The sequence below is a fragment of the Zobellia russellii genome (genome assembly GCF_018728565.1).
GTDB classification, from domain to species: domain Bacteria; phylum Bacteroidota; class Bacteroidia; order Flavobacteriales; family Flavobacteriaceae; genus Zobellia; species Zobellia russellii.
This window is the reverse complement of the sequence record NZ_JACSOI010000001.1, coordinates 923,306-944,393: the sequence shown is the minus strand read 5'-3', so window position 1 is coordinate 944,393 and position 21,088 is coordinate 923,306. Positions and strand designations below refer to the sequence as shown.

Genomic DNA, 21,088 nt, shown 5'->3' with positions numbered 1-21,088 from the left:
CAATGAAACTAAACCAAAAAATTGGCACGCTGGCACTAGGTGTTCTGCTGTCGCTTACCTCATATAGCTCTGTGTTTGGGCAACAAACACCAACATTTACAGAGTACAATTACAATCCGTTTATATTAAATTCCGCTTATGCGGGTTTAACCCAAAACACAGAAATTTCATTAAGCAATTCGGGATTTTTTAATCAGATAGAGGGTAGCCCTAAAAGCTTCTCTTTGAGTGGTCATGGATCTTTGAACCGGAATAAGATTGGTCTAGGCGCCGGTCTCATAAGAGATCAGATAGGAGTAACTACTTCCACAAATTTCTTTGCATCCTATTCCTATAAAATATTCTTTGACTTTAAAAGTAACAGACCTTATTGGCAACTTTATGATGCAGGGGTATTATCCTTTGGGATTACCGCAGGTCTTCAACAATACCAAGACAACTTAACCCAACTAGGCATAGTAGGCGACCCAAATTTTGCACAGGACATCAATGCTACCATACCAACAATTGGTTTGGGATTTTTATTTAATCACGCTTCGTTTTATGTAGGATTTTCAACGCCAAATATCTTAGGGGATGCGTTAGCTTCAGACGATTCATTAAAATTAAATAGTCCTTATTATGGATATTTTGGGTATCGCTTTTTCAACAATCGTTTTCAAGATTTAATGATAAAGCCCAACGTTCTCATAAAGCATGAGAATGGTGCCGCATTACAGGCGGATTTAAATGTTGCTGTGAGTTTTAGAAACAAATTTGAATTAGGTACGGGATATAGGACCAATAATTCTTTAAACTTTTTAGCAGGCATTTATTTATTTGATAATGTACGGGCCATATATAACTACAATTTGGCTACTAATGATTCTTCGCTAGGGAATACCCACGGAATTATTTTGAGCTATCAATTTGGGGATGGTTATGCATTAGACTAAATTTCAACTATGTCCATAAAAAAAATAATTATTGGGTCCCTCCTTTTTGGTGCAGCTATAATAGTGAGCTCTTTTTACTTGGTTTTTAGGACAAAAACAGAAGATTTATCCAATAAATTTCCCTATAACACAATCATTAATAAAACCTTTATAACCAAACATGAATGCTATATAACCATACACCAGCATTCTTTAGAAAACCCGTATATCTTAGATCTAACTAACACTAGTTTTTACGAAACCAACAAACCCATTTATAAACTGCCCATTGGAACTTCATTAAATATTGAAAAAACAAAAGCATTTACAACACCCGTTAGTGGCTCAACACATTCTATTGTTTTGGGAAGCGTTTATATTCCCGAACTAAAAGAGACTGTAAAATTTGAATTTTTCTGGGGAGAGAACCCTACTTATGGCCTTTATGACCATAACGATAATTACTACATTTACGCACTTGCTCCATGGCAAGAAAAAGCACTACCCTATAAATATTTTTGGGATGGCCGTAAAGAACCCCACGATTGGGAAGAATGGAACTTGTTATCCAATTAAGCGAGAGTTGCAGAAAAGACAAAACCGATACGAATATCGGTCTTAAGGCTTGCTGTTGTTTACTTAAACAAATAAACTATGATACAAAGATGTAACTTTCGCACGTTTCAAAAGTTACCTTAATCTTACTTTATGGTTATCAAATTCAACCTATCTCTGGCGATAAATTATTTGATCATACCCAAATTAACCACCTCTTGCTCCGTTAGGTAACGCCAGTGTCCTCTAGGCAAGTCTTTTTTGGTAAGTCCTGCATAAACTACGCGGTCCAATTTTACGATTTCGTACCCTAGAGTCTCAAAAATACGTTGTACAATGTTGGTACGGGTACTGAAGATTTCCATACCTATTTGGTTCTTGGGCGCTTTATCTACAAAACTAATATCCTGTACCTTAATTACCTTTTCATCAACAAGTATCCCTTCCTGAATCTTTTTTAAATCGGCACTACGTAAAGGCTTATTGAGTTCAACATGAAATATTTTTCGCAATCCGTTTTTAGGACTGTTCAAACGTTTGGTCAACTCGCCGTCATTTGTAAAAAGTAAGAGCCCTGTGGTATCCTTACTTAGTTTACCTACAGGCAGAAGCTCCGTTTTGGTAGCTTTGGAAATTAAACCTAGAGCGGTACGCCTACCGTGCTCATTTCGCGCCGCGGTCGTAAAATCTTTGGGTTTATTAAGCAGTACGTATTCTTTTTTAATAGGGTTCAGCAAACGGCCATCAAACTTAACCTCGTCCGTAAGTTTTACTTTATACCCCATTTCAACCACGGGCTTTCCGTTTACGGTTACACTACCCGCTGAAATATAAATATCCGCTTCTCTACGTGAACACACTCCTGAGTTGGCTACATATTTGTTCAAGCGGATTACGTTAGGGTCCGATGGTTTTTTTGGTTCTTGTTCCGTTTTTTTCCGTATTGGTGCATTACCACGCGCATAACTCTTCTTGCGGAAAGTACCACCTTGTCTTCCCGAAGCTCTCTTATCATTGTTGGAATCTGATCTGCCCATATCTAAAATTTATGCAAAGGTAGCTTTAATCTTTGAACTCTACGGTAGATTGACGCTCTCTATTTACGCTAAGCTTCGTAATATCAGGTCTTGAGTAGTGCCCAACCGGGTCAAAATTTTGGCGCTCTTCATAAACCCTGTTAAAATCAAGGTCATGATACAACAGCCCTTCCCTATCCAAAACAGGCTCAAGCAACCATTCCCCATCAGGACCTGCAATACAGGAACCTCCATTGGCCATGACCTCGGGTGCCTTTTTCAATATTTCTTGCAAATGTGGTGTAGTTTCAGGAAAATCGGATCTTTTCATCAATGAGGATACAGATATTACAAAACTGCGTGATTCCCTCGCTATAAAACGGGTTATATCTTTTGTATTATGGTCACTACCCGGCCAAACGGCAATATGTAAATTCTCGCCCTGTCCGTAAAGGGCCGTACGCGGTAAAGGCATCCAATTCTCCCAACAATTAAGTCCGCCAACGGTAAATTGTTTAAGCGGGTGTACTTGTAGTCCGTTACCATCTCCGGGCGCCCAAGTTAATCGTTCATCATAGGTGGGTTGTAATTTACGGTGAACGGATTTGATTTCGCCCGCGGCATCAATATAAACCAAAGAGCAATAGAGACTATGACCTCCCCTGTTTTGGGCTCTTTCAATAATGCCCAAATACACCGCAATCCTATGTTCCTTTGCCAAAAGACACACAGAATCCAACTCACCTAGTTCAATTTGCACAGAATTTCGTGCATAGTGCGCATGTAATTCTTTATTCACTTTGGTATCCCAAGCCGCTCCATCCGTTAAGGCCAACCAAAAAGGATAACCGGGCAAAAGGGCCTCGCCAAAAACTACAAGTTCCGCTTTTTCGTGTGCAGCCTCCCGAAGAGTGGCCTCAATTTTTTTTAGTGTCGCTGCTTTGTCCAACCAAACTGGTGAAATCTGGGCCAGAGCAACTCTCAATCTATTTTCCATTATAAAATTCGATTTAATACTAGGTCTACATCTATTAAGAGAATACTAAAAACTCCTACTATGATAATAAGCTTAAGGATGTTATGCAGCCAAACATAGTCTTTCTTAGATTTTGATTTTACCAATAAAACCAAGAATAACAATAAAAGTAGCACACAGGCCATAAAATAGTAATGCATATACCCTACATCAAACTTTAGTATTAACAATAGTGAAGGGATCAAGGTTAGCAAAATCAATACAGAAATAAGGGTTTTAGAAACCTTACCGCCATACAAAATAGGAATGGTCTTATAGTTTTGGGCCAAATCTCCTTTTATATTTTCCAGGTCTTTGATCATCTCTCTTGCCAAGATCAATAAAAACAAGAACATGGCATGCACAAAAATTACGTTTTCAAAATTTTTGTAATACACAAAGACGGCAAAAAAGGGGGCTATGGCCAGGGTAGCGGAGACAAAGTTGCCCACAAAAGGCATTTTTTTTAATTTATGTGAGTAAAACCATATCCCGAAAATATAGGCCGAAAAGAAAAATACCGCCTTAAACGATACATAACTTGCCGCTATAACCGCCAAAAAATTAAGGATAAAATAAGTGGTTAACTTAAACTGTTGGCCAACTAACCGATCGATCATACTCTTTCTGGGTTTGTTGATCAAATCTTTCTCCGCATCGTAAAAATTGTTGATAATATAGCCACTGGCGACTACCAAGGCCGAAGCTATTACGATAATAAAAAGGTTTAGATCAAGGACAACTTCCCGTACAGGTAGTTCATGTGCCAAAATATAGATAGACGCCAAGTACTGCGCCAAAACAATCATGAGAATATTGTATCCGCGAACAACAGAAAACAGACTGAATACCTTTAATAGTAAAAGCCTATTTTTTCTACTGAGCATGTATTGTGATTTTAGAAGTTGTAAACCACTTCCAAATTGTAGCCCTTCAATGCTTTTTTAGCTTTATCCAAATCTTCGGCAAAACCTAGAATGTAGCCACCACCACCGGAACCACAAAGTTTTAGATAATAGTCATTGGTCTCAATACCTTTTTTCCATAGGTCATGGAACTTTGCGGGTATCATAGGCTTAAAATTATCAAGCACCACGTGAGACAATTGTTTTAAGTTACCAAAAAGCGATTTTACATTTCCGCTTACAAAATCTTCCACACAAGCATCGGTGTGTTTGATAAACTGGTCCTTAAGCATGTTACGGAAGCCCTCTTGTTTCATTTTCTCCATGAAAATTTGAATCATGGGTGCCGTTTCGCCCGTTGAGCCACTATCCAACAAAAACACTGCCCCTTTTCCTTCCGGATTTTGGGTAGGTATGCTGGCAGATTCTATATTATCCTGAGAATTGATAAGAATAGGAATACTCAAATAACTGTTCAAAGGATCTAGACCAGAAGATTTTCCGTGAAAAAAAGATTCCATTTTTCCGAAAATTGCCTTTAACCTAAGCAATTTCTCTCTGGTAAGGTTTTCAAGAACCGTAATCTTATCCTGTGCGTATTTATCATAAATAGCAGCAACAAGTGCACCGCTACTACCTACTCCATATCCTTGCGGAATAGAACTATCAAAATACATACCCCCTTCAACATCCGCTTTTAAAGAAACAAAATCAAAGGAAACTAAATCAGGACTGTTTTTATGGATCATCTCTAAGTAACCTACATATTCACGAAGACTAGCATTAGATTCCTTAGCCGTTTCAGACGGGTTTTCATCCGTCTTTAAAGCTCCCTTAAAAAAATTGTAGGGAATGGAAAGTCCTTTGGAATCTTTAATAATCCCATATTCTCCAAAGAGAAGTATTTTCGAATAAAATAATGGTCCTTTCATTATATAGTTGGTTAGCTACGGTGCAAAAATACAAAATATACTTTTGATGATTCTACAATTCTGCCCCACTACACGATTAACGTTATAATTTTATCTGTTAAAACACATAAACCCCGCCACATTTAGTCTGGTTTAAAGCAAAAACCTTACCCATCTGCAGCCAATTCATGTTATGCACCTACTTAAAGATACGCTATATGTACGTTTTATGATACATAATGGATCAAAACAACATATTTTTCTTGAAGCTTGAACGGCCTAACTTCTATTAAATTATGAAGTTCTTAGTTTATTTTTTGAGCGCCGTTTCCTACAAAGTCATGAATAAATTGCCCGTTTTGGCAATACGCCGCCAACTCATCCTTAATAAATTGTTGCACTTGTGTTTTCTCATCTTCAGGATAGAGTACATGAACATTGGCCCCGGCATCCAAAGTGAAGCAGACATGGGTTTTAGAATCCTCGCGGAATGCCCATATTTTATTAATGATTTCAAGTGTATTGGGCTTCATGAGGATGAAATAAGGTTGACTTGTCATCATCATAGCATGAAGCGTTAGGGCTTCGCTTTCAACAATAGAAATAAACTCGTTTAAATCACCCTCGGCAAAAACCGTTTCTAGCTTTAAAAGGTTTTCATGGGCCTGATGAAACCGTTGTTCCGCAAAAGGATGCCCGTGCATTAGGTCATGCCCTACCGTACTGCTCACCTGTTTTTGACCTTTGTCTACCAATAAAATGGTATCGCAATAATTTTGAAAAACAGGATGTACTTTATGTGGATATTCAACTCCGTATAAGTTGGAACTTCCCTCAATTTTGGCATGTACGCCCCATTGCACTAAACTACCTTTTATACTCCGCGCGGCACTCCCCGAACCCAATCTTGCCAAAAAAGATGCCTTTTGATTAAAATAATCCTGAGTCATTTCAGGGTTTAAATTGCGCTCTATCTCCATTAGGCAAAGTGCCAATGCGCTCATACCTGACGCCGATGAAGCAATACCACTACTATGCGGAAAGGAATTAGAGGTTCCTATCTTAAACTGATACTCCTTTAAAAATGGAAGATACTGATATACTCGCTCAAAAAAAGTATTGATTTTCGGTTTGAAACTTTCCTCTACTTTTCCATCTAAAGCAACATCAAAGAAAAAGCTATTACTTGGCTCGTTTAATCTCTCATAGGTTACCGTTGTTACCGTAGCACATTCGTTTAAAGTAAAACTAATGGAAGGATTAGCTGGAATCTGGTTTTCCTTCTTCCCCCAATATTTTACCAAAGCAATATTACTTGGTGATTTATAGGTGGTTTTTCCGGATAAAACGGACTTTGTATAAGGAGAGGGAATAAATTCTTTTTCGGTCATCGCGAAATATTTTGTGCAAAGATAGTTTTTACCAAGATTGTGATAACCATCAATGGAATAAATCACTATTTTAGGGGTAAACGCTTTATATTTTGAAAAAGAAAGCCCTCTACATTATATGCGCCGTAAGTATTTGCCTTGCTATTGGGTTCCTATCTAGTTTTGCTACCCAAAGCTCCGTAAACGACTGGTTTACCACCCTAAACAAACCTAGCTTTAATCCGCCTAACTGGGTATTTGCGCCCGTATGGACCGTTCTTTACATTATGATGGGCGTAGCCGCCGGTATTGTTTGGGCAAAGGGGCTTTACCATTTATGGGTACAGACCGCACTTTACCATTTTGGATTTCAATTGCTCTTAAATGCAGCATGGAGTATTGTTTTCTTTGGCCTTAAAGAACCGCTCTTGGCACTATTGGTAATTATCACTTTGCTTATTGTACTTGCCATTACCATAAAATGGTTTAAAGTGGTAAGCAAACCTGCCGCTTGGTTATTGGTTCCCTATCTGCTTTGGGTATGTTTTGCAACCGTTCTTAATTATAAACTTTGGGAACTGAACTAACTACTGTTTCAAGAAGACATTTCAAGTAGCTTTACCATGGTGTTGTAATTTCGGGTAGTGGCTTCAACCTTTAACTTTCTCTCTACAAGATTGTTGTTCAATTTTGCCTTTCCGTATCCCGTTTTACACCATAAACACACACAATAACACGTTATTGCAAACTCCTCTTGAGCATAGGTTTCTGTACTAAAAGCATCAACAAGTCCTTGCTCCGGCAGATTTTTCAACAAAACAAAATACACTTGTTTCCGGGCAATGGCATCCAAATCCGTATACGGATTACTATTGAAAATATCCTGAAAGTCGCTTCTTGATTTTACCAGAACAGGCACATCAAAACCAAAAGTTCTTTTAATGTTTTCAGCAATTGAAACTTCTAAAGTAGCAGTGCTTACTTCCTCACTTTCAAAAACCACATTACCACTTTGTATATAGGTTTTTACATTTAAAAAACCCATTTCAGTTAACATAGACCTCAACGCTGCCATAGGCACTTTCTTCTGCCCGCTTACGTTTATTCCTCTTAACAAAGCAATATAAACACTCATTTAAAAATTATTAGCTACGGCCTGTGCGGCAATATACCCGCCCGTCCAAGCATTTTGGAAATTAAAACCTCCCGTAATAGCATCTACATTAATGACCTCGCCAGCAAAATACATACCGGGCAGCTTTTTACTCTCATACGTCTTGAAGTTCACTTCTTTTAAATCGATACCGCCTGCAGTGACAAACTCTTCCTTAAAGGTACTTTTTCCATCAATTTTAAGCTCGCATTCTACAAGTTGATGCGCTAATTTCTCCAATTGATTTTTGGTAACATCGGCCCATTTATCCGTCTCATCGATGCCGGAAGCCCGTACCAGATTGGTCCACAACCTACGGGGAACTTCAAGTGCCTTGGTTCTTAAAACGGTTTTTTTGGCCTCAACCTCCTTGATTTCCAAAAACAGTCCCATGAGTCCCTCAAAGTTATAATCCGGAAGCCAATTTACCCGTATCTTAAATTTGTAGTGCATGTCATTCAATAAACGTGCACCCCATGCCGATAGTTTTAAGATTGCCGGTCCGCTTAAACCCCAATGCGTAATAAGAAGTGGCCCATCCGAAGTTAAAATGGGCAGTTTGGATTTTTTGCTTTTTAATCGTGTGGTAACTTTTGAGTTGTACACTTGATTTTGGAATACCTCTACCTGTGCCAATGTACTTACCCCGGGAATACCAGCAATACGCTGGTCTTTGCAATTAAACGTAAACAGAGAGGGCACCGCAGGCACAATTGTATGGCCCATATTTTCTAGAAGCTTCCAAACTTTAGGATTACTTCCTGTTGCCACTACAAGTTTTTCACACTCATAACTATGTTTAATAGTGGTTATTTTAAACCCTTCTTTATCCTCCTTTTTTTCAATTTTGGAAACCGCGCTGTGTTTTAAAATTTTAACACCCAAACGGTTTGTTTCGTTCAAAAAACAATCGATAATGGTCTGGGAAGAATCCGATTCCGGGAACATGCGCCCGTCCGATTCTATTTTGAGGGTTATTCCCCTTTCTTCAAAAAAAGCTATGGTGTCTCCGCTACAATAGGTGTGAAAGGGGCCTATAAGTTCTTTTTCTCCCCTCGGATAGTTTTTGGTCAACTCCCTTGGGTCAAATTCTGCATGGGTTACGTTACAACGTCCTCCACCGGAAACCTTTACTTTTCCCAAGACATCCTTGCCCCGTTCTAAAATTGCAATTTTAAGATGTGGTTTTGCCTCCGCAATATGAATAGCCGTATAAAATCCTGCGGCACCACCGCCAATAACGATAACATCAAACATTAATCAATACGTTCTGGATAATTGGTAATAATACCATCAACGCCAAAGCGTTTCATTTGTAGAATATCTTGTGGCTCGTTTACCGTCCAAGGATAAATCTTAAAACCGGCCTCTTTTATCTTTATGTTATTCTCTGCGGTAAGTTTCTTAAAGCTAGGATTAATAGCTTCAGCATTCAATTCACTGCCAACCTCCAGTGCGTCCAGTGGGTTACCTTCAATTAAAACAGCAATTCTTACTTCTTTATTTGCCTTTCGCATATCCCGCAACTCATCCCACTCAAAGCTGGAAATAATAAAATCGTTCAGTTGCCATTTACCCGATTTTACTTCGGCTCCCATCATTCTATTCACATCAACGGCCGTATTCCTTCCTTTTAGTTCAATATTCAATTGGGTCTTTCCTGCCATAACATCCAGAACCTCTTGTAGCGTGGGTATTTTATGCCCGCCCTCTACGGTTAAAGCTTTTAGCTCGTTAAGGGTATACTTTTCTATTTCACCTTTTCCGTCGGTTAAGCGCTCTACCGTATCATCATGAAAGACCACAATTTCACCGCTCTTTATTTTAAAAACATCAATCTCCAACATATCCACACCCATCTCCATGGCTTTCTCAATAGAAGCTATGGTATTTTCGGTTTCATGGCCCATGGCACCGCGGTGCCCAATAACTAATGGTTTCTTGTTTTCCATACAACTTGATAGAACTAGTGCACAAAAGATAGTCAGAATTGACAACTTATTCATGATATACTATTTTACAGTGAAAATAAAAGATTCCAGAGGATTAATATCTATGCGTACTTGGGCGGAACCATTTTGCACTTTTAAGGTTTTCTCCACCCCGTAAAGTACATCAGTAATGATATGTTCCCCATCTGGCAATTGCCATTCGCGAACAATATTTTCCGGAAGCTTCAATTCAAAACCAAACCAGTCATTGGCATCAAAGTTTGAAATAACAATAAGCTTTTCACTATTGGACCAACGTACATATGAAAGTACGTGATGGTTGTAATATTCCGTATGGTCTTTATTATAAAAGTGAATGTCTTGATATGCCCCCATTAGGGCACTACTATTAACGGTAAAAGACAATAAACGCTGATAAAAATCCCGTAACTCAGCCTCTTCTTTGGAGAGCTGGCCTCCGTCAAACTTTTTATTGTTCACCCACCTTTGATGGTGCGGCACTCCTATATAGTCAAAAATTGAAGTCCGTGTGGGGCTTCCAAATCCAGCATTTTCCGCAGCAGGCTCGCCTACCTCTTGTCCAAAATAAATCATAACCGGAGCGGTGGTCATAGTGGCCGAAACCACCATTGCAGGTTTTCCTTTATTGGCATCACCGGCAAAATCTGGAGAAGCAATACGCTGCTCATCATGGTTTTCCAAGAAATGCAACAAGTGGTGTTCAATATCTTGCGTACCGTTCTTTATAACAGGAATGTGATCTGTCCAACCATGGCCTTGCATAATTCCTTTTAGGGAATCGTACATTTCTACCTTATCATAGAGGTAATCCATTTTCCCTCTAAAAATATAATTTCTGTATTCGTGGGGGTTATAGACTTCGGCCATTAAAAAGGCATCCGGATTTTTCATTTTAATATTGGAATTCATGTAACTCCAAAACTCCACGGGTACCATTTCGGCCATATCATAACGGAAACCGTCTACGCCCATTTCTATCCAGTATAGTGCAATGTCCTTAAACTTTTTCCAAGAATCCGGAACAGACCTTTCTTCCCAAAACTCAAAATGGGCCTTATAGTCCTTCCCACCAAAATCATCTGGTAAAACATCAAAATCATAATGACCATCCGGTCTTACCCCATAATTTATTTTTACGGTCTCGTACCAATCATTAAAGTCCGGTTGCGCCAAACGCGAACCATTGCCCGTCCATTTTGCCGGGTTTTCATAAAACTTATGGTCTACCCCTTCATGGTTTTCCCCGCCCAATGGCAAATACCCATCACGCCATTCTGGTACTTGAAAAGGAGTATTGGGAATATAATAAAAGTTATTGTCCCTATGATATTCTACCGATGTATCGTCTGACGCTCCAAAAGGCTCCTTACCCTCAGGAGTTGAACCGCCTTCATACTTCCGTGCCACATGGTTGGGAACGATGTCAATAATTACCTTTAGACCTTCTTTATGTGTACGGCCGATTAAATTCTTGAACTCTTTCAGCCTATTTTCCGGATTTTTTGCCAAATCGGGATTTACATTGTAATAATCCTTTACGGCATACGGCGATCCTGCCCTTCCTTTTACTACATCCGGATCGTCATTAGAAATTCCATATGACGTATAATCGTTAATTACGGCATGGTGGGGCACTCCTGTATACCATATGTGGGTTACACCCAGGTTTTTAATTTCCTGCAAGGCCTTTTTTGAAAAATCCGAAAACGTCCCTACCCCGTTCTCTTCAATGGTTCCCCACGGCTTATTAGTTGTATTGGTATTACCGAACAATCTAGTAAACACATGATATACCACCTTCTTTTTATTCTGCCCCATGCCTTAAACTACTTTCACTTGATTAGGGGTTAGCACTACACGTTCCCCGTTCAAGCGGATAGACATATCTTCCTGACCGTTAAGCAGAAACTCGGTACTACCATTTTTTACGGTTACCTTAAGAATTCTATTTCTAAAGTTGATTTTAAACGAATAAGCCTGCCATTGCTCTGGTATCTTGGGCTCAAAAGAAAGCTTATCGTCTACCACCCTCATTCCTCCAAAGCCTTCTACAATACTCATCCAAGTACCGGCCATAGAGGTAATGTGCAAGCCCTCTTCTACTTCTTTATTATAATCATCCAAATCTAATCTGGAAGTTCTCAAATAGAATGTGTAGGCCTGCTCCATACGATCTAATTTTGCAGCCTGAATGCTATGTACGCATGGCGATAAAGAGGATTCATGTACCGTAAAAGGCTCATAAAAATCAAAATGCTTTTCCAATTCCTTCTCCGAAAAATGGTCTTCAAAGAAATAAAAGCCCTGGAGAACATCGGCCTGTTTGATATAGGGCGAACGTAAAATGCGGTCCCAACTCCATTTTTGATTGATAGGTCTTTGTGTTTTGGGCAGCTCACTAACCGTAATCAGCTCTTTGTCCAAAAATCCGTCCTGTTGCAAGAAAACACCTTTTTCCTCGGAATACGGGAAATACATATTATCCGCTACCTTTTGCCATTGTCCTACTTCATTGTCCGTAAGTTTGACCTTGCCAATTACCCTTTGGTAATCCTCATTATAACCGTCTTCAACCTGCTGTAACTGCTTTATGGTATAGTCAATACACCATTTGGCCAGATAATTCGTATACCAGTTATTGTTTACGTTGTTCTCATATTCGTTGGGTCCCGTAACCCCCAATATAACATATTTGTTCTTGGCCGAAGAAAAGCTGGCTCGTTGGTGCCAGAAACGGGCAATACCAATAAGTACCTCTAACCCCATTTCCGGGATATAAGAGTAGTCTCCCGTAAAGCGGTAATAGTTATAAATAGCAAAGGCTATAGCCCCGTTACGGTGTATTTCCTCAAAAGTGATTTCCCATTCATTATGACATTCCTCACCGTTCATGGTAACCATTGGATAAAGGGCCGCTCCATTTGAAAAACCTAATTTCTGAGCGTTCTCAATAGCCTTTTCAAGGTGATTGTATCTGTATTTCAATAAACTACGAGCCACATTTTGATCTTTGGTAGCCATATAAAAAGGAATACAATACGCTTCCGTATCCCAATAGGTACTTCCGCCGTACTTTTCTCCCGTAAACCCCTTAGGTCCAATATTTAAACGTGAATCCTTGCCCAAATACGTTTGGTTCAACTGAAAAATATTGAACCGGATGCCTTGTTGCGCTTTTACATCGCCATCTATAGTGATATCGCTCATCTCCCATATTTTGGCCCAGGCTTGCTTTTGTCTATCCAACAACGCTTCAAACCCTAGATCAAAACCTTTGAGCAAAGCTTTTTTAGAAGCTTCCCTTAATGCAGATGCATTATGATTACGAGAAACTACATATCCTCCTAACTTATGGAGCGCTAACGTATCTCCTTGTTTAGCAGTTTGTACATATTCGTGACCAACACGCAATTCGGAAATCTGTTCCGCTGGATGATGTTCTATAGCCTCCCCGTTAAGGAACAACCTGCTTTCCATAAACGTGCAGGTCTCAAAATGGGTTTTCATAGTATGCGCTTCTATAAAAGCCTGCTTGCCTTCCGAAGTCACCGAAGTAGTGTTCCAAAACTTATCGTCCCAGTTGGAATCTTCATTGGTAATACCGCTATCTAGATAAGGAACAAACTTAATTTCCGCATCGCCATTTTCAGGTGATATTTCATATTTAATAGCCCCAACCTCGTCTAAATCCAAAGACAGGAAACGTGTTACTTTAACGGAAACCTTATCATCATTAGGCAGAACGGCCGTAAAAACACGACGGTACCAGCCTTCTTTCATATTTAGTTCCCTACTGAAATTATCTACTTTTTTGCAGGTATTTAAATCTAAAGGTTCTCCGTTGATGAAAACCTCTATTCCGATCCAATTAGGTGCGTTCAGAACTTTGGCAAAATACTCTGGATACCCATTTTTCCACCAGCCAACGCGGGTTTTATCCGGATAATAGACCCCAGCTATATAACTCCCTTGAAAAGTATCTCCCGAATACTGCTCTTCAAAATTGGCCCGTTGCCCCATAGCTCCGTTACCAATACTGAAAATACTTTCTGATGATTTGACCAATTCTTTATCAAAACCTTCTTCAATAATTGACCAAGGGTCCGCTTTTATATACTCTTGCATTTCGTTTAAATTTAGGGGTGAAAAAATGGGCTTATGCCTCGGCCGACATTAAGCTTTCCAGAAAATCGAGGCTCATCTCCGTAAAGTCGTTGAAATTATAATTCGCTTCGGAGAGAACCTGGGCGTCTCCAATACCAATACTTACCATATTTGCATTGTTCGCCGCTTGTATACCTGCCACTGCATCCTCAAAAACAAGACATTTTTCCGGTGCAACGCCTAACTTACGGGCCGCAATCAAGAAAACCTCTGGGTCAGGTTTTGCCTTGGTTACGTCATTGCCGTCTACAATGGCATCAAAATAAGATAAAAGATTTACTTTTTCCAAAATGGGCCGTGCGTTTTTACTTGCCGAGCCAAGGGCAATAGGAATATTCCTTTCCTTCAAAAAATTTAAGACCTTAGGCACATCCGGTAGAACTTCGGACGCATCCATTTTTTCTATGTATTCTAGATAGTCTTCATTCTTTTCAACCATCCAAGTATCAAATTGTTCTTGGGTGGCCGTAATGCCTCCAATATCCAAAAGGATTTCCAAACACCTTTTACGGCTTACGCCTTTAAATAATTCATTCTGCTCTTTTGTGAATTCAAAACCCAATTCATTGGCCAGTTTCTTCCAAGCTAAGTAATGATACTTTGCGGTGTCTACAATTACGCCGTCTAGGTCAAATATAAATGCGGATGTGCTCATATAGTTTCAACGTATTAGATTATAATAATAGGTAACTCCTTAAAAAATTAATCCAGCAGTATTGGACCAACATCTATTTATTTATAGTAGAGCCTCTTTCTAGAAGAGTTGCCTCTATAACCTCTGTTTTATAGACTTCCTCTTCATCAAAACCAATTTCGTTCTCAAGCTTTTCAATTAACATCTCAGTCGCCCTTTCTCCCATTTTCTCTCCGTGTTGGGCAACAGTTGTTAATGTTGGAGAGGAGTAGCGGGACAAAAGTCCGTCCGTAAAGCCAATTACCGAAACATCTTCTGGAATCTTAAGCCCCTTCTTTTGAGCTGCGCCCATAAACAGTACTGCAAAAATTTCATTAACACACAACACCCCATCAAAACTTTCATTTTCAACAAAGTTCTCTATATAGGACTCTTCTATTCCTTTAAAAGGCAAAACTAAGGTTAACTTTTCATCATAGGCTATGTTATGGTCCAGAAGGGCCCTTTTATAACCTTCTGCCCTCTTTTCGCTAACGTTAAAATAACTTTCAGTAGTTACCAGTGCTATTTTCTTCTTTCCTTCGGCCAACATTTTCACAGTCGCATCGTAAGCAATCTGTTCATCGTTCATCACCACTTTATCACACTTAATTTCATCAATGACACGATCAAAAAGAACCAACGGAAAACCCTGTTCCATTACTTCTTTTAAGTGGCTAAAGTCATTCTTCTGCTGAGTTTCCGCAGAAACGGACATAATAAAGCCGTCTATACTACCATTGGCAAGAAGTTCCATGTTGAACACTTCTTTTTCGTACGACTCATCAGACACACATACAACCACGTTATAGCCATGTTCATTGGCACACTTCTCAATACCTCTAAAAACCGTAGTGAAAAAATGATGTACTATATCTGGAATAACAACACCTATATTCTTTGTCTTTCTGTTTTTAAGGCTTAAGGCTATAGTATTGGGCCTGTAATTATACAATTTTGCAAAGGCCTTTACCTTTTGCTTGGTGTCAGCACTTATCTCATCGCTATCTTTTAGCGCTTTTGAAACCGTGGAGATAGATACCTCTAATTCTTTAGCAATTTGTTTTAAAGTAATCTTTCGTTTCAAATCTTATAACTTTTGGATAGTGAAAATAAACTATAAAATGAGTAAATGAGAACCTTCTCATTTTTTTTAACAACCTCAGGTGTTTAACAGGTAATTTTAGCACTTTTTTAATTAAAAAGAAAAACTGTATATTTGAAATAGATATCAATTCCCCGATTTCAACCTTCACTTATTATTTATTTGATATTTATTCGATATTATAATTATTATAATCGAATTATATAAAAGTTATTAACACGAAACCGTTTTCGTAGTTTTCGCAGGCGCCCGTTCGTGTGTTTTAAGGCCAATTTTATATACATTTAACATTATTTTATAATTAAACTCAACTTAAAACATCTCATTTATGAAGATCATGCTACTAAAAAACCTGATTATGGTTGCGGCTTTTTTAAGCTTTGGCATAGCACAGGCACAAGATGTATCAGGAACTGTTTCCGATGCAAGCGGTCCTTTGCCGGGAGCAAGTATTGTCATTAAAGGTACAACTACTGGCGCACAAACGGACTTTGACGGAAATTATGCATTGAGCAACGTTCCCGAAGACGCCACATTGGTATTCAGCTACATTGGCTTTGCCTCTCAGGAAATACCGGTAAATGGCCAATCTACTATTAACGTAACATTGCAAGAAGATGCCCAAGCTTTGGACGAAGTAGTAATAATTGGTTATGGCTCTACTACCGTAAAGGATGCTACAGGCTCTGTAGCCTCCGTTACTTCCGAAGACTTTAACAAAGGTGTGATTTCCTCACCTGAACAGTTAATACAAGGTAAGACGGCCGGTGTTCAAATTTCCCAAGGAAGTGGAGAACCCGGATCCGGAGTCTCTATCCGTATTAGAGGAACATCGTCCGTAAGATCAAACAACAACCCTTTATTTGTTGTAGATGGTGTACCATTACCATCTGGAGATACTTCTTCAGAAGGAACTAATATTGGTGTAGGCTCTAGTTCTGCTAGAAATCCTCTAAGCTTCTTAAACCCTAATGATATTGAAAGCATGAGTGTTTTAAAAGATGCTTCCGCTACCGCAATTTATGGTTCAAGAGGTGCCAATGGTGTTGTAATCATAACTACAAAGAGTGGAAGAGGTGGTGCTGAAGGAGGAACATGGGAGTTCTCTTCGGACTTAAGTTTTTCAGAACCTGCAGAAGAATATGATTTACTTAACAGACGTCAATTTCTATCTGCCGTAGATGCTTTTGGAGGATCTGCCACAGATTTTGGCAACGATACTGATTGGCAAGGTTTGGTAACACGTAATTCTGCCTCTACCAATAACAACTTGGCTTATTCACGTAATTACGGCTCAGGTAACGTAAGAGCTACCTTTAATTACGGGAAACAATTTGGTGTTATAAAAAAATCTTCTCAAGAACGTATCACTGGTCGTTTAAATATTTCTCAAAGATTTTTAGAAGACAAATTAAAGCTTGATTTTCAAGGTACAATCTCACGTGTAAATGATGAGGCACCGCCATTAAGCGGTAGTGCAGGTTCTACAGGAGACCTTTTAGGGTCGGCTTACTCAGCTAACCCAACTTGGCCCGCTAGTGCAACCTTTAATCCTGGAGACAGGATTAATCCTCTAAACTTATTGAACAACTGGCAAAGTTTAAATAACACTAACCGTTATTTAGCAAATTTCTCTGCAGCATATGACATAACCCCTGAGTTGACAGCGAAAGCTACCCTAGGCTATGACAAGGCAGATGCAACACGCGAAGCTTCATTAAGTTCTAATTCGTTTAACGTTTCTAGAGGCGCAGCTGGTAATGGCCGTGGTGCTTTAAACGACCTCACCAATGAGAATAGACTCTTTGAACTTACATTGAACTACAAGAAAGAATTTTCTAATTCAACCCTAGATGTACTGGGTGGTTTTTCTTATCAAGATTTTAATGTTAGAGGAAGAAATATAGAAGGCTGGGGATATGCTACGTCCGACCTTAATTCAATGGCCAGAGACTTATCAAATGCTTCTGACATTTTAGAATCTAGAATTTCCGGTTCTTACCAACAATACGGGTATGCAAGTAATATTGCAGATGGTATTTTTGTAAACAGATTGTTTCCAACAACGGAGACTGACTTTTTAGGTGACGCATCTATTCCTGTTAGTTCAATTTTTGCTGATACATTTGATAACACAGATGAACTGCAATCTTATTTTGCAAGAGTTAATTACACCATAGCTAACAAATATTTATTTACAGCTACAGTAAGAGCAGATGGCTCTTCTAAATTTGGAGACAACAACCAATATGGTATTTTCCCTTCAGGAGCTTTTGCTTGGAAAATTAATGAGGAAGATTTTATTGGAGATGCAGTGTCTACATTAAAACTTAGGTTAAACTATGGTATTACAGGAAACCAGGACGGTCTTGGTTATGGACGTTTTGTAAGAAGAGAAAGATACTCTGACGGAAGCATTAATGATGCTGGAGAAATCAACATACCAGGTATTACAACAGTTGAATTTGCAAATCCGGATTTGAAATGGGAAGAAACCACTCAATATGGTGTAGGTCTTGACTTTGGTTTTGCCAATGATAGATTAAACGGAAGTATTGACTTTTACCGAAAAGAGACCAAAGACCTTCTTTTAAATATTGAAGCGGCACAACCATCCCCACAACCAACATTCTTTCAAAACTTAGATGCTTTAGTTCTTAACCAAGGGGTAGAATTTGCATTGAACTATGATTTTGTACAAACCGAGGATTTTAACTGGTCCGCTGGGTTCAATGTTGCTTACAACAAGAATGAAATACAAGATTTTGATGGTGAAATTGCCGCAGGAACGATACGTGGTGCAGGTCTTTCAAATGCATTTTCTCAACGTTTAGCTTCAGGACAACCTTTATTTTCTTTCTACTTACGGGAATTCGTTGGTTTTGACGAAAACGGAAACCCTGTTCATGAAGGTGGAAACGATAACCAAAAATTTGTCGGCAAAAGCGCTTTACCTGATATTACTGGAGGTTTTTCAACCAGTTTAAATTACAAAAACTGGGATGCTTCTCTATACTTTAACGGTCAGTTTGGCAACTACATTTACAACAACACGGCTAATGCCTTCTTTACCGGTGGTGCTATAGGCAGTGGAAACAATGTAACTCAAGATGTTGTTGCGCTTGCTGGAGAAGAAGGACGTTTTGCAGAAGCTTCGGTTTCAACTAGATTCTTAGAAAAAGGTGATTTTGTGAGACTTCAAAATGCCTCTATAGGTTACAATGTGCCTCTTTCAGGAGAAGGTTGTTTTGACTCTATGAGACTAAGCCTAAACGCACAAAACCTATTTGTAATTACTGACTACAGTGGTCTTGACCCAGAAGTTAGCGTAAGCCCTGCAGGTGATGACCTACTAAACGGCTTGCCAATAGCCGGTATTGACTATAGTTCTTTTCCACGACCTAGAACTTTGACCGTTGGAATCAATGTAACTTTTTAAAAAAATTGATATGAAAATAAATATACAAATAACCCCAATGTTATTTTCGGTATTGACGATGGCTCTAGCGGTCTCTTGTACCGATCTTGAAATAGAAGAGACAGATTCTTTAATAAGCGAAGATTCTGGGTCAACAGGATTTACAGGCTTAAGTGATCCAGAGTCTTCACTTAGCGATCTTTACAATAAAGTTGGAGGAGATTTCCAGGGCCAAGAAAACATGTATGCACTTTCTGAAGTGGCTACAGATGAACTCTTGGTTCCCACTAGAGGAACCGACTGGGGTGACAACGGTATTTGGAGACAATTGCACACACATACTTGGACTACTTCCCACCTATTTGTGAAAAACTCATGGAACAATTTGAATCAAAACATTTTTAGAGCTACAGAAATCATTGAAAGCAATCCATCAGCATCAGTTGTTGCAGAAGCAAAGTTTCTTCGTGCGTTCAACATGTTTTTTGTTGTAGATCTTTTTGGCTCTGTTCCTTTTAGAGGTGTAGACGAAGGACCAGATGTTAATCCAATGGTTATGAGCCGAACAGAAGCTTTTGATTTTATTGTGACAGATATACTTGATGCCTTGCCTAACTTACCGTCAGTAACACCAGGTGTTGACAATACTGGGAAAGCAACACAAGAAGCGGCTAACTTTTTATTGGCCAAACTTTATTTAAACGCTGCTGTTTATAAAGGTACAGGCACTTTTGATGCTGCCGATATGCAAAAAGTCATAGATGCTGTAGACGCAATTGAAGCAAAAGGTTTTGCCATACAAGAAGGTTATTTTCAAATTTTTGAACCTACGGACGATACCGAAACTATTTGGCATTTAAATAGTGAGATTGGAGGAAGAATATGGAATACGCTTCATTACAACCAAAATTCACCTGACAACGAAGGTGGTGGATGGAACGGATTTACTACTCTTTCTGATTTCTATAATAGTTTTGAAGGAGCTGAAAATACCAACTACGTAGGCGATGGTCAGGAAGAACGAAGAGGTTTTGTTCCTGATGCCACAACAGCAAACAATCAGAACTTAGGTATTGGTTACGGCTTTTTAATTGGTCAACAGTATAATGAAGATGGCACCCCACTTACCAATCGCCAAGGTGCACCTTTGAATTTCACCAAAGAAATCCCTGCCCTAGTAGGTAATACTGAAGTAGAAGGGGTACGAGTAATTAAATATCACCCATTTGACCCTACTGATGAAGAAAACCAAAACAACTCATTTAGAAGACATCAAATTATGTTCCGTTATGCAGATGCTCATTTGATGAGAGCAGAAGCTATGATGCGCATGGGGAATGATATTACAGGAGTAGTTAATGAGCTAAGGCAAAAAAGAACTGATACTCCTGACTTAACATCTGTAAGTGAAGAAGAACTACTTGCTGAAAGAGGAAGAGAATTATTTATAGAGTACTGGAGAAGAAATGATTTAGTTAGATTTGGACAATTCACTTCTCCTTGGAGCCTTAAGGAAGTTAGTGGAGATGAAAATACAAATCTCTACCCTATACCGGAGACTGCAATTCTATCTAATCCAAATCTAGTACAAAATCCAGGGTACTAGAAATTATATTTTAAGTGTTTAAAAAGGCCTTGACAAAGAAGTCAAGGCCTTTTTTTGTTCTCTTTTTTCACTCACAAACTGAATCACTTTCAAATAACTTATACCCTACAACCATATTTAGCTTTAAATTTTAACACAATCAAATTATGGATATAATCCAAATAAAAGGAAATATTCCATAAATTAGCTATTCCACTTTTATAAGGATAGCTATGCAAATTTTTCGTCCACAACTTACCCCTTATACATTCTCGCAAACTATTGAATCGGCTTCAATTGGGTATAAAAAAACTATAAAGACCCATAATAT

General features: G+C 38.9%; 17 protein-coding genes. 5 read left to right on the top strand and 12 right to left on the bottom strand.

The window, feature by feature from the left end:
* The first annotated feature begins 2 nt into the window (after positions 1 to 2).
* Together H9565_RS03910 and H9565_RS03905 are read left to right on the top strand one after the other, a co-directional pair.
* On the top strand, positions 3 to 935 hold the full coding sequence (locus H9565_RS03910) for a PorP/SprF family type IX secretion system membrane protein (RefSeq protein ID WP_215437750.1): 933 nt from the start codon (positions 3 to 5) through the stop codon (positions 933 to 935).
* A 9-nt stretch (positions 936 to 944) separates the two neighbouring features.
* On the top strand, positions 945 to 1,490 hold the full coding sequence (locus H9565_RS03905) for a hypothetical protein (protein ID WP_215437747.1): 546 nt from the start codon (positions 945 to 947) through the stop codon (positions 1,488 to 1,490).
* A gap of 167 nt (positions 1,491 to 1,657) precedes the next feature.
* Here the strand turns inward: H9565_RS03905 and H9565_RS03900 are convergent, their stop codons facing one another.
* The 5 genes from H9565_RS03900 to H9565_RS03880 form a co-directional block, all read right to left on the bottom strand.
* A complete protein-coding gene (locus H9565_RS03900; RefSeq protein ID WP_215437745.1) occupies positions 1,658 to 2,506 on the bottom strand; it encodes a pseudouridine synthase in 849 nt (282 codons plus the stop codon).
* 25 nt (positions 2,507 to 2,531) lie between these two features.
* The gene (locus H9565_RS03895) at positions 2,532 to 3,482 is read right to left on the bottom strand and encodes a carbon-nitrogen hydrolase family protein (protein ID WP_215437742.1); all 951 of its coding nucleotides are present in this window, start codon (positions 3,480 to 3,482) and stop codon (positions 2,532 to 2,534) included.
* Positions 3,482 to 4,387: a geranylgeranylglycerol-phosphate geranylgeranyltransferase gene (locus tag H9565_RS03890; protein ID WP_215437739.1), complete on the bottom strand. Its 906-nt coding sequence runs from the start codon at positions 4,385 to 4,387 to the stop codon at positions 3,482 to 3,484. The genes H9565_RS03895 and H9565_RS03890 overlap by 1 nt, the downstream gene beginning before the upstream one ends.
* An 11-nt stretch (positions 4,388 to 4,398) precedes the next feature.
* Positions 4,399 to 5,337: a mevalonate kinase family protein gene (locus tag H9565_RS03885; protein ID WP_215437736.1), complete on the bottom strand. Its 939-nt coding sequence runs from the start codon at positions 5,335 to 5,337 to the stop codon at positions 4,399 to 4,401.
* A 284-nt stretch (positions 5,338 to 5,621) separates the two neighbouring features.
* Positions 5,622 to 6,707, bottom strand: coding sequence for a diphosphomevalonate/mevalonate 3,5-bisphosphate decarboxylase family protein (locus H9565_RS03880; protein WP_215437728.1), 1,086 nt, complete (start codon positions 6,705 to 6,707; stop codon positions 5,622 to 5,624).
* Between the two features lie 92 nt (positions 6,708 to 6,799).
* Here H9565_RS03880 and H9565_RS03875 point away from each other — a divergent pair, with 92 nt between their 5' ends.
* Positions 6,800 to 7,273, top strand: a complete 474-nt coding sequence (locus tag H9565_RS03875; RefSeq protein WP_215437726.1) for a TspO/MBR family protein — start codon at positions 6,800 to 6,802, stop codon at positions 7,271 to 7,273.
* A gap of 8 nt (positions 7,274 to 7,281) precedes the next feature.
* Here H9565_RS03875 and H9565_RS03870 read toward each other — a convergent pair whose 3' ends face one another.
* From H9565_RS03870 to H9565_RS03840, 7 genes are all read right to left on the bottom strand, one after another.
* Positions 7,282 to 7,821, bottom strand: a complete 540-nt coding sequence (locus H9565_RS03870; protein ID WP_215437724.1) for a DUF1697 domain-containing protein — start codon at positions 7,819 to 7,821, stop codon at positions 7,282 to 7,284.
* Positions 7,822 to 9,096: a BaiN/RdsA family NAD(P)/FAD-dependent oxidoreductase gene (locus H9565_RS03865; RefSeq protein ID WP_215437722.1), complete on the bottom strand. Its 1,275-nt coding sequence runs from the start codon at positions 9,094 to 9,096 to the stop codon at positions 7,822 to 7,824. It lies immediately after the preceding gene.
* Positions 9,096 to 9,791 (bottom strand): glycerophosphodiester phosphodiesterase, encoded by a 696-nt coding sequence (locus tag H9565_RS03860; protein WP_215437719.1) that lies wholly within the window; start codon positions 9,789 to 9,791, stop codon positions 9,096 to 9,098. Before H9565_RS03860 ends, H9565_RS03865 begins: the two co-directional genes overlap by 1 nt.
* A gap of 60 nt (positions 9,792 to 9,851) precedes the next feature.
* Entirely contained in the window at positions 9,852 to 11,630 is a 1,779-nt protein-coding gene (locus H9565_RS03855) for an alpha-amylase family protein (RefSeq protein ID WP_215437716.1), read from the bottom strand.
* Positions 11,631 to 11,633: 3 nt separating this feature from the next.
* Positions 11,634 to 13,937 carry a glycoside hydrolase family 65 protein gene (locus H9565_RS03850; RefSeq protein ID WP_215437713.1) on the bottom strand — a complete coding sequence of 768 codons (2,304 nt, stop codon included), beginning with the start codon at positions 13,935 to 13,937 and terminating at the stop codon, positions 11,634 to 11,636.
* A 31-nt stretch (positions 13,938 to 13,968) separates the two neighbouring features.
* Positions 13,969 to 14,631 carry a beta-phosphoglucomutase gene (gene pgmB / locus H9565_RS03845; protein WP_215437708.1) on the bottom strand — a complete coding sequence of 221 codons (663 nt, stop codon included), beginning with the start codon at positions 14,629 to 14,631 and terminating at the stop codon, positions 13,969 to 13,971.
* 73 nt (positions 14,632 to 14,704) lie between these two features.
* Entirely contained in the window at positions 14,705 to 15,736 is a 1,032-nt protein-coding gene (locus H9565_RS03840) for a LacI family DNA-binding transcriptional regulator (RefSeq protein WP_215437704.1), read from the bottom strand.
* A 346-nt stretch (positions 15,737 to 16,082) separates the two neighbouring features.
* On the opposite strand from H9565_RS03840, the gene H9565_RS03835 reads away from it, so the two are divergent.
* Both H9565_RS03835 and H9565_RS03830 read left to right on the top strand, forming a co-directional pair.
* The gene (locus H9565_RS03835) at positions 16,083 to 19,193 is read left to right on the top strand and encodes a SusC/RagA family TonB-linked outer membrane protein (RefSeq protein ID WP_215437700.1); all 3,111 of its coding nucleotides are present in this window, start codon (positions 16,083 to 16,085) and stop codon (positions 19,191 to 19,193) included.
* Positions 19,194 to 19,203: 10 nt separating this feature from the next.
* Positions 19,204 to 20,778 carry a RagB/SusD family nutrient uptake outer membrane protein gene (locus H9565_RS03830; RefSeq protein WP_215437698.1) on the top strand — a complete coding sequence of 525 codons (1,575 nt, stop codon included), beginning with the start codon at positions 19,204 to 19,206 and terminating at the stop codon, positions 20,776 to 20,778.
* Positions 20,779 to 21,088 lie beyond the last annotated feature (310 nt).